The 16,042-nt window shown below is 65.9% G+C and carries 13 protein-coding genes; 4 read left to right on the top strand and 9 right to left on the bottom strand.

The annotated features are described in order from the left end of the window. Positions 1–39 precede the first annotated feature (39 nt). The 6 genes from shc to AB4Y44_RS06310 all read right to left on the bottom strand — a co-directional run bounded on the left by shc (position 40) and on the right by AB4Y44_RS06310 (position 6,381). Positions 40–2,007, bottom strand: coding sequence for a squalene--hopene cyclase (shc, locus tag AB4Y44_RS06335; protein ID WP_342919247.1), 1,968 nt, complete (start codon positions 2,005–2,007; stop codon positions 40–42). Between the two features lie 47 nt (positions 2,008–2,054). Next, complete coding sequence (gene hpnE, locus AB4Y44_RS06330) at positions 2,055–3,323, bottom strand: hydroxysqualene dehydroxylase HpnE (RefSeq protein ID WP_368699002.1); 1,269 nt, start codon at positions 3,321–3,323, stop codon at positions 2,055–2,057. Further along, positions 3,323–4,174 (bottom strand): presqualene diphosphate synthase HpnD, encoded by an 852-nt coding sequence (hpnD, locus tag AB4Y44_RS06325; protein ID WP_321925901.1) that lies wholly within the window; start codon positions 4,172–4,174, stop codon positions 3,323–3,325. Before hpnD ends, hpnE begins: the two co-directional genes overlap by 1 nt. Before the next feature lie 281 nt (positions 4,175–4,455). After that, complete coding sequence (locus AB4Y44_RS06320; RefSeq protein WP_342919130.1) at positions 4,456–5,400, bottom strand: diguanylate cyclase; 945 nt, start codon at positions 5,398–5,400, stop codon at positions 4,456–4,458. Further along, on the bottom strand, positions 5,397–6,020 hold the full coding sequence (locus tag AB4Y44_RS06315) for a chemotaxis protein CheC (RefSeq protein ID WP_110383369.1): 624 nt from the start codon (positions 6,018–6,020) through the stop codon (positions 5,397–5,399). Before AB4Y44_RS06315 ends, AB4Y44_RS06320 begins: the two co-directional genes overlap by 4 nt. Next, positions 6,013–6,381, bottom strand: coding sequence for a response regulator (locus AB4Y44_RS06310; RefSeq protein ID WP_028202798.1), 369 nt, complete (start codon positions 6,379–6,381; stop codon positions 6,013–6,015). The genes AB4Y44_RS06315 and AB4Y44_RS06310 overlap by 8 nt, the downstream gene beginning before the upstream one ends. Before the next feature lie 619 nt (positions 6,382–7,000). On the opposite strand from AB4Y44_RS06310, the gene AB4Y44_RS06305 reads away from it, so the two are divergent. Continuing rightward, complete coding sequence (locus AB4Y44_RS06305; protein WP_342919131.1) at positions 7,001–9,280, top strand: ATP-binding protein; 2,280 nt, start codon at positions 7,001–7,003, stop codon at positions 9,278–9,280. A 166-nt stretch (positions 9,281–9,446) separates the two neighbouring features. Further along, positions 9,447–10,166, top strand: coding sequence for a hypothetical protein (locus AB4Y44_RS06300; protein WP_342919132.1), 720 nt, complete (start codon positions 9,447–9,449; stop codon positions 10,164–10,166). A 39-nt stretch (positions 10,167–10,205) separates the two neighbouring features. Here AB4Y44_RS06300 and AB4Y44_RS06295 read toward each other — a convergent pair whose 3' ends face one another. Together AB4Y44_RS06295 and arsC are read right to left on the bottom strand one after the other, a co-directional pair. Then, positions 10,206–10,760, bottom strand: coding sequence for an NADPH-dependent FMN reductase (locus AB4Y44_RS06295; RefSeq protein WP_368699001.1), 555 nt, complete (start codon positions 10,758–10,760; stop codon positions 10,206–10,208). A 353-nt stretch (positions 10,761–11,113) separates the two neighbouring features. Next, a complete protein-coding gene (gene arsC, locus AB4Y44_RS06290) occupies positions 11,114–11,467 on the bottom strand; it encodes an arsenate reductase (glutaredoxin) (RefSeq protein ID WP_342919134.1) in 354 nt (117 codons plus the stop codon). Positions 11,468–11,960: 493 nt separating this feature from the next. Here arsC and parA point away from each other — a divergent pair, with 493 nt between their 5' ends. Both parA and AB4Y44_RS06280 read left to right on the top strand, forming a co-directional pair. Beyond that, positions 11,961–12,623: a ParA family partition ATPase gene (gene parA, locus AB4Y44_RS06285; RefSeq protein ID WP_042271984.1), complete on the top strand. Its 663-nt coding sequence runs from the start codon at positions 11,961–11,963 to the stop codon at positions 12,621–12,623. A 24-nt stretch (positions 12,624–12,647) separates the two neighbouring features. Continuing rightward, complete coding sequence (locus AB4Y44_RS06280) at positions 12,648–13,727, top strand: ParB/RepB/Spo0J family partition protein (protein WP_368699000.1); 1,080 nt, start codon at positions 12,648–12,650, stop codon at positions 13,725–13,727. A 139-nt stretch (positions 13,728–13,866) separates the two neighbouring features. On the opposite strand, the gene AB4Y44_RS06275 is transcribed toward AB4Y44_RS06280, so the two are convergent. Next, entirely contained in the window at positions 13,867–15,225 is a 1,359-nt protein-coding gene (locus AB4Y44_RS06275) for a replication initiation protein (RefSeq protein WP_342919137.1), read from the bottom strand. Positions 15,226–16,042: the final 817 nt, after the last annotated feature.

Raw genomic sequence — 16,042 nt, 5'->3', positions numbered from 1 at the left:
TCACAGGCAAGGCACGCGCCTTGATACCCGCCGCCACGCTCACAGACCGACCGTGACGCGCGTCACGCCCGCGCGCTTGAGGTTGCGGTAGCGCGCCAGCGCCCACAGCGGGAAGAACTTGCGATAGCCGTGGTAGCGCAGATAGAACACGCGCGGAAAGCCCGTGGCCGTGAAGCGCGTTTCGTCCCAGAGCCCGTGTTCCTGCTGCGTTGTCTGCAGATACTCGATGCCGCGTGCCACCGCCGGATGATCGACCGCGCCCGCGGCCATCAGGCCGAGCAGCGCCCAGGCCGTTTGCGAAGCCGTGCTCGAGGCGCGCTCGTAGCCGCGGTATTCGAGCTTGTAGCTCGTGCCGTCTTCGCCCCAGCCGCCGTCGTCGTTCTGGATCTGCACGAGCCATTGCACCGCGCGCTTCATGCGCGGGTCGTCGTGGCCGAGGCCGGCCGCGTTGAGGGCGCACAGCGCCGTCCACGTGCCGTAGATGTAGTTCATGCCCCAACGGCCGTACCAGCTGCCATCGGCTTCCTGCTCTTCGAGCAGATAGTTGTACGCGCGGCGCGCGTGCTCGCTCGCGGCCGGCAGTTCGCCGAGCTGCGCGAGCATCGACAGGCAGCGGCCCGAGACGTCGGCGGTCGGCGGATCGAGCAGTGCGCCGTGGTCCGAGAACGGGATGTTGTTCAGGTAGTACTGCGTGTTCTCCGGCTCGAACGCGCCCCAGCCGCCGTTGCTGCTTTGCATACCGACCACCCATTCGCGCGCGCGGGCGATCGGGGCGTCGTAGGCATTCGTGTTGTCGAGCTTGTCCACGCGGTCCATCGCGGCCACGACCACGGCCGTGTCGTCGACGTCGGGGTAGTGCGGGTTCGCGTACTGGAACGCCCAGCCGCCCGGGCGCACCGCCTCACGGCGCGAGATCCAGTCGCCGCGCACGTCGAGAATCTGCAGCGGACGCAGCCATTCGAGGCCGCGGCGCGCGGCTTCCTCGGCGCGGGCGTCGCCGGTCTCCAGCAGGGCATGCGCCGCCAGCGACGTGTCCCACACCGGCGAGAGGCAGGGCTGGACGTACGCCTCCTCCGTGTGGACCGTCACCAGCTTTTCGAGCGACTGGCGCGCGATCGCGCGGTGCGGATGATCGGCGGGATAGCCGAGCACGTCGTACATCATCACGGCGTTGGCCATGGCCGGGAAGATCGCGCCCAGACCGTCCTCGCCGTTCAGGCGCTCGTCGACGAACGCCACCGCGGCGTCGATCGCGCGCTGGCGCAAGTAGTTCGGAAAGAGCGGATCGGTCACCCGCAGCACGCCGTCCACGGCGCGGAAGAAACCGAACCAGCCCTTGCTCTGATGCGGCGAGCGGGCGTTCAGGCCCACGCTCACCGGCGCGCCGCGGAACAGCTCGTCGATGCGCACGCCACGCGGGTTACGCGCCACCGGACGCTTCGCGCCCAGCACGAGCAGCGGCACGATCACGGTGCGCGCCCAGTACGACACCTTCGACAGATGGAACGGGAACCACTGCGGCAGCAACGTGATCTCGACGGGCATCATCGGGACTGCGTACCACGTGATCACGCCGAAGAGCGCGAGCAGGATACGCGTGAACACGTTGACCTGCTCCGCGCCGCCCGCCACGAGAATCGCCTCGCGCGCACGCACCATGTGCTCGGCGTCTTCAGCATCGCCGATCATCTTGAGTGCGAAGTAAGCCTTCACGCTTGCGCTCACGTCCATCGCGCCGTCGGTGAAGAGCGGCCAGCCGCCTTCGGGCAGCTGGATGCGGCGCAGGTAGCGCGCGATCTTCTGTTCGAGCTCGAGGTTCGCGGTTTCGCCCAGGTAATGCACGAGCAGCACATATTCGGCCGGGATCGTGGCGTCCGCTTCGAGTTCGTAGACCCAATGGCCATCGGCGCGCTGGTCGGCGAGGATCGCATCGGTCGCGCGCACGACGGCGGCGTCGAGCGTGGCGAGCGGTGCGGCCGTCTCTTCGGCAAACGTGGGGGTGGGCATCGCCACGCCTGGCGTGGCGACGCCGAGCATGTCCTGGGATAAATCGTTCATCTACGTTCCAAATTTTCGGTCAGGAGCAGCTCGGCGGCCTTACGGCCTGAGCGGATCGCTCCTTCGATCGTCGCGGGCAGACCGGTAGCCGTCCAGTCGCCAGCAAGCATCAGATTGTTCCAGCGCGTGCGCGTCGCGGGGCGGCGCCATTCCTCGTCGGGCACCGCGGCGAAGGTCGCGCGCGCATCGCCGCACACGCGCCAGGTGGGCAGCGGCTCGAGCGGCAGCGAGGCCGCCTCGGCCACGTCGGCCCACACGCGGCGCGCGATCTCCTCGGGATCGAGGTCGAGCACGCCGTGCGCGTCGTGGATCGTCGCCGACAGGCGCCCTTCGGCCGTGCACAGCCAGTGGGCCGTGCCATTGACGAGCGCCATCGGCGTCACGAGGCCCGGCGGCGCTGACACCGAGTAGTGCACGGTGACGATCGCATTGTGGCGCTGCGGTGCCTGCAGCGACGGCACGAGCGCCGCGGCGGCCACGCCGGGCACGGCCAGCACCACCGCTTCGTCGGGAGCGAGCGCGATGCGCCCGCCTGGAAAATCGAGTGCGGAGACGCGGCCCGCCGCGTCGTCGTACTCAATCTCCCTGAGCGGCGAGTCGAGGCGAATCGCCGCGCCGCCGTGCTGAAGCATGCGCAAAGCCGGATCGACGAATGCGCTGGAAAGGCCCCCGCGCGCCGCCAGCGGCCGGAACGACTCGCCACCCGCCGCGAGCGACTCGCGCAGCATCGCGCCCGCCAGCTCCGCGCTGCCCACGCGCGGCTCGACATTGAGCGCCGTGAGAAAGAACGGGTGCAGCAGCCGGTCCCACAGCACACCTTCGCAGCGCATGGTCTGCGCCATCGTGCGGCCCGGCTTGGCGAACAGGAGCGGCAGCAGCCCCAGATAGTCCGCGGCGCGCGTACCCGGTACGCGCGAGCGCGAGTCGCCGATCCAGAACGGCATGCGCGAACGCGAGAAGCGCACCGTCCAGCGCGAGCGCGCGGCGATATCCATGAACGCGAAGCCCGGCTCGGCGGGGCCCGAGAGCGCGTCGCCGGCGCCGATCGTGCGCACATACTCGAGCGTGCGCGCATGTCCCGCCAGCACCAGATGATTGCCCGTGTCGAGCGTCGCCGAAAGCGTGCGGTCGTAGTACGAGCGGCAGCGTCCACCTGCCTGGCTGGCGGCCTCGTAGAGCGCCACCTGCACGCCGCGCCGCTGAAGCCGCACGGCCGTCGCGAGGCCCGCAAGCCCAGCGCCGATGACGTGGACTAGCCGAGGCATCAGAACAGCGCGTAACGCGCGACGATCCACATGAGCCGTGCGCGCGGCTTGCTGACTTTCGTGCGCGGCAGGTCGAAGCCGCGATCCACGGTGCGCTCGAGCAGCACGCGGTAGACGCCCGACATGATGCGCGGCGCTTTCACCTGCGCGCGGGGCGCTGCGTCCATGATCGCGTCGGCCTGCGCGAAGTGCGCGCGGGCGCGCTGCACGAGCGTCTCGCACACACGCGGCAGTGACGGGTCGGCGGCGATCGTGTGCGGATTACCCGCCGCGATCCCTTCGCGCGCGAGCAGTTCGCGCGGCAGATAGCAGCGGTTGATGTCCGCGTCTTCGTCGATGTCGCGCAGGATGTTGGTGAGCTGCAGCGCGCGCCCCAGATGGTGCGACAGCAAGCGGCCCGGCTCCTCCTGCATCCCGAAAATCCTCACCGACAGCCGGCCTGCGGCGCTCGCCACGCGGTCGCAGTACAGGTCGAGCGTGTCCTCATCGGGGGCGCAGATGTCCTCGGCGGCGTCCATGGCCATGCCGTCGATCATCGCGTGAAAATCTTCGCGCTGCAGCCCGAACGTATGGATGTGGCGCGTGAGCGCCGCGAGCGAGGCGCGCGGCGTGCCGGCATAGCACGCGTCGATGTCGGCGCGCCATTGGTCGAGCCCCGCCGCGCGCTCGGCGCGCGGCAGGTCGCTGTCCGCGATGTCGTCGACAGCGCGGCAGAAGGCGTAGACCTGATACATGGCGTCGCGCTGCGCAGGGGGCAGGATCCGCATCGCCAGATAAAACGAACTGCCCGACGAAGCGGCGGCAGCGTCGGTTTGTTGTGTATCGTCCACGACGAGATTGGAAACAGCCAAGACGATCTCCGCTGGGGGCGCCCTCACGGGCGTTCGACTCTATTCGGGCCCGCATTGCCGCGGGTCGCCCGCGCGCGCGGACACGCGCGAGGCACCAGACCCTTAAATTGCTCGCCAGGAGGCGCGCAAGGCCGGAAACGGGCAAAAGTATATCAACCTTTGGGGCGACCCGCGTAGGGCGGTCGGCGCATGAGGGCCGCAGTGGAGACACGACCGCGTAGCCCCGGAGCATGGGGCGATGAGCCGGATTGAGGCGGGGCCCGTCGGCGCCCCGGCGGGGATCAGGCGAGCGCGACCGAGCGGTTGCGCCCCTGGCGCTTGGCCGTGTAGAGGGCGGCGTCCGCCTCGTTGATCATGCCTTCGTAGTCGGGTGCGCCCGTGCGCGCCGTGGCGGCGCCGACGCTGGCCGTCACGGGCACGATCACGCCCTGCACCTCGATCGGTTCGTCGCCGATCGTGCGGCGGATCTTCTCGGCGACGTAGAGCGCGTCGTCGAGCGGCGTGCACGGCAGGAGCAGCGCGAATTCCTCGCCGCCGAAGCGGCCGAACACGTCCTGCTTGCGCACCACGCCCGAGACGCGCTGCGCCATCGAGCGCAGCACCGTGTCGCCGGCCACGTGGCCGAATTCGTCGTTGATGCGCTTGAAGTGGTCGAGGTCGAACAGCAGCATCGACAGCTCGCCGCCGTAGCGCTGCCAGCGCAGGAATTCGTCGGCGAGGCGCGTTTCGAAAAAGCGCCGGTTCGCGATGCCGGTGAGGCCGTCGCGGTCGGCGTATTCGCGCAGCCTCGCCACGGCGTCCTCGCGCTCGCGCTGCATGACGCTCACGTGCGTGACATCCGAGATGGTCACGCACACGGCGATCACGTCGCGCCCGCGCATGAGCGGCATGAAGGTGCAGTCCTGCTGCATGTAGTCCACGCCGCCCGTGATCGGCCGGTCATGGTCGAACTGGAACAGATACGGGCGTTGCTCCCACGAGCTGAACGCAAAGCTGCCCAGCTGGAACACGCTTTCCACCTTGCGCGTGAGCCACGCGCGCGGCAGGTCGGGGAAGCGTTCGAAAATGGAGCGGCCGATCACCTCCTCGGCGGTCACGCCGCTGTGATCCTGCATGAAGCGGTTCCAGCTCAGCACGTTCATGTCGCGATCGACCACGAATATGCCGAAGCCCACCCGTTCGACCACGAGGTCCGCTAGTGTTGGCAACCCGGCTGGCTCGTTCATAGGCTATGTAACAACGCGTCGATGGCCCGGCTCACGACATGGATCGACTCCTCGGCCATCAGCATGACGAGGTGGGCGCGAAAGCGCTGGTCTTCCAGCGCGAAGTTGACTTCGACGAGCAGCGCGACGTCCCAGGCGAGCAAGCCCGGCTGGAACACCTCGTCGAGCATGATCGCCTCGCCGAGCAGGCCCGGCTGCGAAAACACCGGCATGCGCCCGAGCTGGTCGAGCATCGACGACACGCACGCGCCCGTGAGCGCGTTGGCGACGTCGAACATCAGCTCTTCCTCGGTAAGGGCATCGTCGCCGATCGTCGCGTAAGGTCCGCCGACCAGGCTGCCAAGTTCGGCGATCTCGCCGCTGCGGCAGATCACCAGCGCCTCGCCCTTGATCTCCGAGCGAAAGCCCTGGCGCACGGCCGCAACCGGGCCGTCGATACCGGTCATCTCGCGCAGCGCCGCCGCGGCCTCGGAGACGGCAACCACGCGCACGCGCGGCACCGACAGCTCGATGAAGGCGTTGAGCAGCCCCGACAATCGCGTCGCAGCCTGCCCCATGCCGAGATTGGCGATCTCCTGCAGCGCGTCGCGCTGGAGTTCCGTGAACACTCGATCAGGCATACAACCCGTACTCCTTCAGGATGGGCAGCAGCGCCTCCTGGGTTACCGGCTTTGCGACGAACGCCGCCGCGCCGAGCGCCTGCACGCGCTCGCGGGCACGTGGCTGGACGTCCGCGGAAACGACGATCACGAACGTATTCAGGTCTTCGTGCTGCAACGCTTCGAGGACCTGGAAGCCCGTCAGGTCGGGCATCGTGAGGTCGAGGAACATCACAGCCGCGCGACCGGCGCGGTAATGGGCGAGCGCTTCGTGTCCGTTCGACGCGTACGAAATCGCCACGTCCCAGTCCTCGGGCAGCGCCTTCGTGAGCACCTTGCGGGCTAACAGCGAGTCATCGGCGATCACGATGGGCAAGGACATGGATATGCTGAATGAGTGTGCGTTGGACGGAGTGCGTTTCGACGGATTAACGGCGGCGCGGGCAATTACTTTAGGGGAGACTTCAAAGAAAATCGCGAACCGGGCCGAATAATTCGTAACGCATAAACGGACCCGCGCGCGGGCGGCCGACGCAAGGCGCATGGCCGCGCCGTTGCCCAATGGCTACCGGCAACCCGTATGCCGGTCGTGAAGGCCCTCGTCTGCATGCCTGCAGCCACCCCGTAGCATGGCCATGCGCCGCAATGGCGAGCATGGCGTTCATGCGAATGCGTTATTTATCGTGTCCGGGATTTTCGAATCAAATTGAATCAGATGCAACTCGCCGTTAATCAATCCACGAACAAAATCGACTCATTCCGGCTAATTTATGGAAATAAATGATTCATCCCCTAAATAAAGAACGTCGATTATCCCTTTGTGGTACGTTTGCGCTTCGCCGATTTTCGCGAATTTGGCATCCGGCGAGAGGAAAACCCCCTGGGCGGTCTGCCTGCCGCACGATGCTTGCGGCGCGCCGGGGATGCGCTGGCGTCGGGGCGTCATCGCGGTCGTTTATCATGTCGACTGCCCCGCCGCCTTTTCCCTGCTTTTCCGTACGATGATTGCTGACCGGCCCGAGCGGCCAGACGAACGCATACCCCAGCCGCCCCCTGCCGACGACGCGCCGTTTCCGGCCGCGCCGGGCCACGACTTCACGGTACGCCGGCGCACGCTGCTCGCGCTGCTCGTCGCGGCGATCGTGCTGCCGTGCCTCTACGTCGCCGCCATGGCGTACAACGACCTGCGCGCGCGCGAAGCCGACGCCACCGACACCACGCTGCGCACCGTGCGCGTGGCCGAAGAGCACGCGCTCAAGGTGTTCGACATGAACGAGGCGCTCGACGCGCGCGTCGTCGACCTCGTGCGCGACCTGAACGACGACGGCATCCGCGCCAGCGAGCCGCAGATCCACGAGAAACTCGATGCGATCGGCGGCGGTTATCCGCAGGTGGCGGCGGTGTCGATTTTCGGGACTGACGGCGCCCTGCTCGCGAGCAGCCGCTATTCGCCGCCGCCGCCCATGTCGATCGCCGCGCGCGACGACTTCACCGGCATCCGCGACGGCCACGTGCTCGACCACGTCTCGCGCGTGATGCAGGGCCAGGTGAGCGGCGAGACCGTGTTCAACATGGGCGTGGCGCGCCTCGACAACGCCGGAGGATTCGCGGGTCTCGTTTCGGTCGCCTTGCGCCCCGGCTATTTCAGCTCGTTCTACCGCGACCTGCTCGGCCCCGACTCGCCGATGTCGCTCGGCCTCGTGCGCAGCGACGGCACGATCCTCGCCTTCGATCCGCCGCCGCGCGTGGACGGCCCCGCGATCACGCCGCACTCGCCGCTGGGCGCCGCGCTCCAGCGCGGCGCCGAGTCCGGCGTCGTGCGCATGCATTCCGCACTGCTCGGCAGCAACGTGATCCTCGCATTCCGGCGCGTGGGCGCGTACCCCGTCTACGTGACCTGCGCGTATCGCACGCCGGCGATCTGGGCGGCCTGGTACCGTCACCTGAGCGTGCTCATCATCTCGATGTTCACGCCGTCGATTGCCCTCTGGTGCGTGATCTGGCTGTCGCTGCGGCGCCTCGCCGCCGAAGAGGAGGCGTGGGAGCGCTGGCAGGCCGAGGCTTCGATGCGCCGCTCGATCGAATCCGCCTACCGGCAGTCGCGCAAGATGGAAGCGCTCGGCAACCTCGTGGGCAGCGTCGCGCACGACTTCAACAACCTGCTGATGATCGTCTCGGCCAACGTGCAGATCGCGCGGCGGCGCGGCGCGGCGGGCTTCGAGCGCGAACTCTCGGCGGTTGAGCGCGCGCTCAAGAGCGGCCAGTCGCTCACGCGCCAGCTGCTCGGCGTGGCGCGCAAGCAGCCGCTGCGCAACGAGACGATCCACGTCGGGCGCTGGCTGCCGGCGGCCCGCGAACTGCTGCGCGCGTCGCTCGGTGCAAAGGTGTCGCTCATCGTCGAAGTCGACGACGACGTGTGGTCCGTGCTCGTCGACGTGGCCGAATTCGAGCTCGCGCTCATCAATCTCGCCGTGAACGCGCGCGACGCGATGCCCAACGGCGGCCGCTTCACCGTGCGCGCGCGCAACATCAGCTTCCGGCCCGACGAAGGCTTCCCGCTCGACGGCGACTTCGTGCACGTCACCCTCGAAGACACCGGCACGGGCATGCCGCCGGACGTGCTCGCGCGCGCGTTCGAGCCGCTCTATACGACCAAGTCGAAGGGCACGGGCACCGGACTCGGGTTGCCGCAGGTGTTCGCGTTCTGCGAGCGCACCGGCGGACTCGCCGCGATCGACAGTGCAATCGGCGCGGGCACGACGGTGCATCTGTATCTGCCGCGCTCGCTCGCCGAGCCGCCCGCGCCGCGCCCGAGCGAGCCGCGCGAGGAGAGCGCCCAGGTGCAGCACGGGCTGAACGTGCTGCTCGTGGAGGACAACGACGAAGTCGCGGCCGGCACCGAGGCGCTCCTGCAGATGATGGGCCACCGCGTGACCTGCGCGAGCGACGCGGCGAGTGCGCTCGAACGGGTCGAAGCGCCGCCTGCCGAGGGCGAGCACACGCCGCGCTTCGACCTCGTGCTTTCCGACATCCACATGCCGGGGACGATGAACGGCATCGATCTGGCCGAGGCCCTGCAGGGGCTCGAGCCGGACCTGCCCGTGATCCTCGTGACAGGCTACGCGGAGGAACTCGAGCGCACGCGCAATGCCGATGTGCGCGTGCTGTCGAAGCCGTTCGACATCGCGCTGCTGGAGAAGATGCTCGAGGCGATTCGCGAGGACCGCCAGGCGCGTGCGAAGCGCGAGCACGATGCGACGCTCCCGAGCCCGCGTGCATGACAGGACGCGGGTGACACGCCGCGCGGCACGAGGCTTGCGGCGGGCAGCACGACCCGCAGAAACAGGCGGTTAGACGTCGCGCGCAGCATGCGCCAGCCGATGCGCGAGCCACGCACAATCGGCGCATGATGTAAGCGGGCGTCGCCATCTGGCGAAGGAGGCTGCCATGAAACAGACCGTGACCGGCGTTTTCCAAACCTACGACGAAGCACGCCACGCGCAGGACGCGCTGCTGCAACGCGGCTTCGCGGCGGGCGACATCGACCTGCCGGCGCGCACCGAGGGCGTGCTGGCCGGCATCGAGCGGCTCGTGGGAAGTTTTTTCTCGTCGACGGGCGACATGCGTCGCACCACCGAGGCGCAGACCGGCATGCCGCCGCCGCCGGGTGAAGCGGTGCGCATCGGCGTGCACGTGAGCGACGAGGCGCACGCCAATCTCGCGTACGAAACGCTGCGCGAAGAGCACGCGACGGAAGTCGCGCTACGCGGCACGCCGTGGGCATGGCCTGCGACGGACCGTCCGGTTGCGCGCGAGCACTCGGCGCTCGACGAACTGGGTCTCTCCGAATTCGCCGATGCGATGCGCCGCCGTGCCGCGCAGACCGAAGCGGCGCGCGAACAACGCTCCGTTGACCCGACCGTCGAACCCACTGTCGAACCGATGCGGCCGACGAGCGAGGCCGAAGCGACCGTGCTCACATCCGCCAGTGCACCGGGCGCCGGTGCGGTGATGGGCGCGCATCACGTGGATGTCCCTGGCGCGCCCGAAGCGACGCGACCCGCAGCAGGTGTCGCGCCGCAAATTCCGGACGAATTCCTCGAGTACGAGGAAGACACGCCCGAGCATCACAAGGATATGCCGGGGCAGCGCCGCACGTTGCACTGAAGCCCCTCGCACCCATGCGGCGTGCGTCGCGATCAGGCGTCAGCGGCCGAGCTGGCGCTTGACCCAGGCCACGTAGGTGTCGACGAAGCCCTGCAGGAACTTGCGCGTATCCTCGCTGACGATCTCGCCTTTCTCGTTGATGCGGCTCGGGTCGTGCTTGATGAACATCTCGGGCTGACCGAGCAACGCGACATCGAGATAGGCGAGCACGTTGCGCAGATGCTGCTGCGAGAGCGCTGTGCCCGTTGCCCCCACCGACGTGCCGAGCACCGCGCCCGGCTTGCCGCGCCACGAATTCGTGCCCCACGGCCGCGAACCCCAGTCGAGTGCATTTTTCAACCCGCCCGGAATCGAGCGGTTGTATTCGGGCGTGACGAACAGCAGGGCGTCGGCCGCTTCGATCTGCTGCTTGAAGCGGCGCGCCACCTCGGGATAGTCGGCGTCGTATTCCTGGCTGTAGAGCGGCAGCACGCCGATGTCGAGATATTCGAAAGAAAAATCGGCGGGGGCCAGCGAAGTCACCGCGTGTGCGAGTTGCCGGTTGAATGAATCCTTGCGCAGACTGCCGACCACAACTGCGATCTTGTAGGCCATTTCGGTTTCCTCGGAAGCGCGCGCGAAGCGCAGTGGAAGGAAACATCATCATAGGCGCGTGCGCATTCCGGTGATGCGCACGCGCTCGCCCGGAGCCGCCCGATATCAGTATCGGCGCGGTGTTGTGGATAACCAGGGGTAACGCGAATTTATCCACAGATTTTGGGCATAAGCTTGTGGACAACTTGCGTGGAAACCCGATGAACAGGGGCCTCGCGTCGGATTCGTCTGCAGGTTAGCAAAGATGCAATTTCCATGCGTGCACGGCGGGGATGGCACCTCGTCCATGCACGCGGGCGCACGCGCTCGCAATTCGCTCGCGTTTGGCGCGCGAGCAACCCAACGCATGCATGTCAACCAAACAGGGCGGCAATGTTTTCGGTCGGGCGCCCGATCACGGCGCGGCCATCGCGTACGACGATGGGTCGCTGCAGCAGAATCGGATGCCGCACAATTGCTTCGTAGAGCTGATCATCGGTGACACCGGGTGCGTCGAGGCCGAGCTCCGTGTACTCGGTTTCGCCGCTGCGGATCATGTCGAGCAACGGGCCGCCCAGCATTGCGTGCAGCGCTTTCAGTTGGTCGACGGTGAGCGGCTGCTTCAGGTATTCAATCACCTCGACTGGCTCGTTCGCCTTCGCGGTGGAGACCAGTTCGCAAGCCGCGCGGGACTTGGAGCAGCGGGGGTTGTGGTAGATCGTGATCATGGCGTCGGAAGTGCGAGAGGGGAGTAGTGGGTGAGCCTCGGTGAGACCGGGGCGTCGCTGCGATTTTACCGGGAGGCGTGTTGGCACGCGTAGGGGGCTTCAGTCGACGAGGTCGGACTCTTGTGCTCAAGGCTTGCTGCCAGGGGTCGCGCGTGTGGGATTCGCGCTGAGGTCCTCCGGTCGCGCGCTTGTGCGAGACGGGAGTACGACGAGGTAACGCTGACTTTATGCGCATAAAGCGATGAGGTACGCGCATGGTCATCTTCCAGCGCGCCTGTTATTCCACCGATCGACACCACGCACCGAGGGCATCGCTGAAGCGTATGTCAGTACTGCAGGCGACCGCTACACGGCATCCCCATCCTTCGCCCGAGCTTTATGCGCATAAACCTTGTCCAAATGACTAATTCAGCCACGAATTACGCCAAAAATCATTGAACTGAAAAACATTCCAGGTAAAATCCCAACCTAATAGCAAAAAGGAGAATACCAATTGGCAGCAGAGATAATCGCAGTCACGCAGCAAAAGGGCGGGGTCGGCAAGAGCACGATCGCGATGCATCTCGGCGCGGCCTTTCACGAGAAGGGGAAGCGGGTTCTCGTCGTGGATGCCGACGGCCAAAACACACTGGTCCATTGGGCCAGTGCGTCAGCCGATGGTGATACCGGCATCCCGTTTCCGGTTGTCAATCTTTCGGAAGCCGGTGGCCAGATCCACCGGGAGATCAAGAAGTTCGTCAACGACTACGACGTGATCGTCGTGGACTGCCCGCCGTCGATCACGGAAAAGGTCTCCGGTGTGGTGTTGCTCGCTGCGACCGTCGCCGTCATCCCGACTTCGTCTTCTCCGGCTGACTACTGGTCGAGTGTTGGTCTCGTGAAGCTCATCCAGCAGGCCCAGGTCATGAATGAAGATCTGCGGGCGGTATTCCTGCTGAACAAGACCGAAGAGAAGCGCATGCTCACCCGCGAGCTGAAGCGCGCCCTCGAAGAGCTTGGTTTCCCTCTGCTCAGAACGCAGATTCCCACACGAGAGGCGTACAAGCAAGCGATGGCCTTGGGCCAGACGGTTCTGCAAATGAACGACCGCGGCGCTCGCCTCGCCGCAGTGGAAGTGCGCGCATGTGCCGACGAGATCGCGGCGATGCTCCCCTGACTTTATGCGCATAAAGGACCCTGAATGAAACCCTCCCAATTCGCCAAAGGCTTTCAGGCTCGTCCTGATACGACGAGCAGCGAGAAGCGCACTGCGCTCGACCGCCTCAACGCCATCGACGGGCTCGTCCAGGACAAGCCAAAAACGCGCGAAGCTGCTGGGCGCTCGAGTCAGCCTGCGCTTGTGACCGGCCTTGACCCTGCCGTCGAGCCGATTCTCGAGGACGCAGCCGGCCTCGAAAACGAGTCGGTCGAATACCGCGCCTGGCGCATCGCGCAAGGCTACCGTCCGGGGCAGATCATCGAGTTGCCCCTCAAGGACATCAAGCCGAGCCCCTTCAACCCGCGCCACTTTTATCTGAAGGCCTCGATCGCCGAACTCGCTGTCAATCTCGCGAAACAAGGTCAGCAACAGGCGATCCATGTGATCCCCGACTACGCGGCGCCGGGCAGCTACTACGTGAGCGATGGCGGCCGGCGCGTGCGGGCCCTGAAAGAAGCGAACAAGGAAGTCGTCAAGGCCATCGTCGTCGACCTGCCGATCGGCATCCAGAGCTACAAACTCGGTTACGACCTGAACGTCCAGCGTGATTCGCAAACCGTTTTCGATAACGCGGTGGTCTGGAAGCGATTCATCGACGAAAAGCATTTTCAGAGTCAACGCGAACTTGCCGATCACCTCGGCCTCGACGAATCGACGGTGGCGGTCGCGCTCGCGATCGGCAAGTTGCCGGAACCGGTCATGCAGGAAATGGTGGCACGCACGGACCGCTTCGGCTCGAACATGGCCTATCAGGTCGGGCGCTATCACGGCGCGCGCGGCACCGACGCCACGCTGCGTCTCATCAACCGCATCGTGGCCGACGACCTCAGCACGCGTCAGGTGGCGGATATCGTGAAAGGCCGGGCGAGCGCGCAGGAAAGCCCGAAGCCGGCTGGGCGGCAACGCTACGCACAACGGTTGGAGATCAAACTGGATGGTGTCGCCGTCGGCGACCTGAAGTCATATGGCGACGACCGGCTCGAGTTGCGCCTGAAGGGACTCACCAAAGATCGACGCGACGCGATTCTTCAGCAGATCGAGCAGATCCTGAAAACGAAGTAAGCTTGGAAAATGTGTCGACGGCTGCCATGCTTTGGGCGGACCGTCGACGATGGAAGCAGGATCGTTTCACACCTCCCAATCGGCCGAACGGCCCCCACCATCACCGCCCCGCCTTGCACGGGCCGGCCACTCCTGACGCTCAGGCAGCGCGCGTCTGGCTCAACGTGAACGCGAGCAGATCGCCGTCGGTCGGTTCGCCCCAGGTCTTGCGCGCGAGCCAGTCGAAGAACGCCGTATCGGCCAGTTTCGATTCGAGCCCGCGACGACGCCAGTCGTCACGCAAATGCGAGCCCAGTCCCGGCAGTTCATCCGTCTCAAACGACTGACGCGCCAGTTCGCGCTCCATGTCGCCCTGCTCCTCGTAGAGCGAGCGCGCTTCCTTGCGCCGATACGCCGCGTATTCATCGAGCAGCCGCGCCTTCGGATCGTCGGCCGTCACCGCTGCCGCCGCGCTGCGGCCCACGGCCGGTGTCGCGCCTGCCGCCGTCTCGACCGGCGGCGCATAGCCCTTCTTCAACGCGTCCTTGAACAGCGCCGCGGCGCTGCGCACCGGCGGCAGGCTCGTACTGCGCATGCGCTGTTCGGTCAGCTGCAACGCGGCGCGAATGCGGTTTTCCTCGCTGTCGGCGTAAAGCGACTGCGCTTCCTTGAGCGGAATCCCGATCTTGACCATGCGGTCGACGAGCGTGCTGTCGAACACATTCGGATGCTCGTCGAGCGCAAGCATCGGCTGTTTGCGCTCGGTTACGCGAAACTGGATTTCGGCGACCCGGCGCCCTTCACGGTGCTCGATCAACTCGACGAAGATATTCGTCACCGCGTTGACTTCGGCAATCGCGGGCCGCAGATAATCGCGCTTGAAATACTTGTACTCGCGTTTGGCTTCGTCGCCCGCTTCGGTGTCCGGGGTGCCGGACAGGATCGGGCGCCACCACTCCCAGGTCTCGCGCATCGTCAGATGGCTGGGGTTGGTCAGATAGCGCACGCAGATTTCGTAGAGCGCCAGCCCCGCGCTGCTGCGCAACTGACTCTGGAACTGCAGGCTCAGGCGGGCGTACTGGACCGGATCCAGCAGCTTCTTCTTGATCTTCGGCGCGAACGAGAACTCTACCCAGACGCGTCGGGTTTGCGGATCCTCGAGAATTTCCGCGTCCGCAATCAGCGTGGAGATCCCCCACTTGCGACCGGGCTTCTGGCTCGACGTGCCCTGGCTCCATTCGACCTGCACCGATACCATGCGACGCAGGTGCTCCTTCACGAGCGCCGTATCGTTCGAATCGAACGCCGAGTTGGCGACGATGTCGGACAGCAGCGCACGGTAGGTATCGCCAGACTCGTCGGCCTGCTGGGCGACGGCCAGCAGGACGTTGAACAGCTTGCGGGTCAGCAGGGTGATCTTGCCGCTCTTCGGCTGGATCGCGATCGCCTCGACGGCCTTGCGCAATTCCGCCGAGCTGGGGCTTACCACATCGGTCTTTTTCACGCGCTTCGTGGCCATGCGTCGGGTCGAGGAGAGAATTTCGCGAAAGGATACCGTCTGTGGTGATAGGCGTCTATAGGGCCTCCCTCACCATTGCCGGTGATGCGCATCTCGCGCGCGCCGCTCACCGCGACACCTTCCCGTATCGCCTCACCTTTGGCCAGACGCCCATCCGGCGGGGCGCTTTGCGTCATGCACGATCCGGCTGGATTCCGCATTTCTGCCGGTATGCCAGAGGTCGACATCGGCTCCCGTATTCGCTCACCTTAAATATTTTCGCGCGGACGTGAAAAAAGTCCGTCGATGGTCGCGAAATCCTGGCGACCGGCCGGTTGCCAACCTAAACACACGCAATGAGGCGATCGCACTGCAACAAAACATGGCGTGTCGCCGGGACAAAGCGATCGGAAAGCCCCAATTGTGACGACAAAAGCGGCCCGACATTGCGATCGAAGCACCTAATCATCGGCGCGGCGCCCAAAAGTGCCTGAAGCGTCCCGAAAAGCCTCACCTGTCGTCGCGCGGACCAACCACACCGATCCGCTCCCAAAGGCCGTCGCCGCGGCTGCTATGCCGCAACCGCCCCTGAAAACCCTCACCTTTCGCGTCCAGGTACGGTTTCGCTGCACCGTCGTGGCGCCTCCCGGAAATCCTCACCATTCATGGCACCGGAAAGAAAAAATCAATGGATTCCGTAACTTATCCACATGCGTGGCAGGCGCGGGACGGCGATACCGGCCCCCGCATTCCCTCACCGCAGATCGCGACGCAAAATTCAGCCACGTGAGAATTTGCCGGGAAAACCCTCCTGAAAACTCTCACCCATGCTGGATTA

Origin of the sequence: Paraburkholderia sp. BR10937, from assembly GCF_040965695.1 — a bacterium.
In the GTDB taxonomy this organism is placed as follows: Bacteria; Pseudomonadota; Gammaproteobacteria; order Burkholderiales; family Burkholderiaceae; genus Paraburkholderia.
The sequence above is the reverse complement of the archived record's forward strand: the minus strand, read 5'-3'. Positions and strand labels throughout refer to the sequence as shown.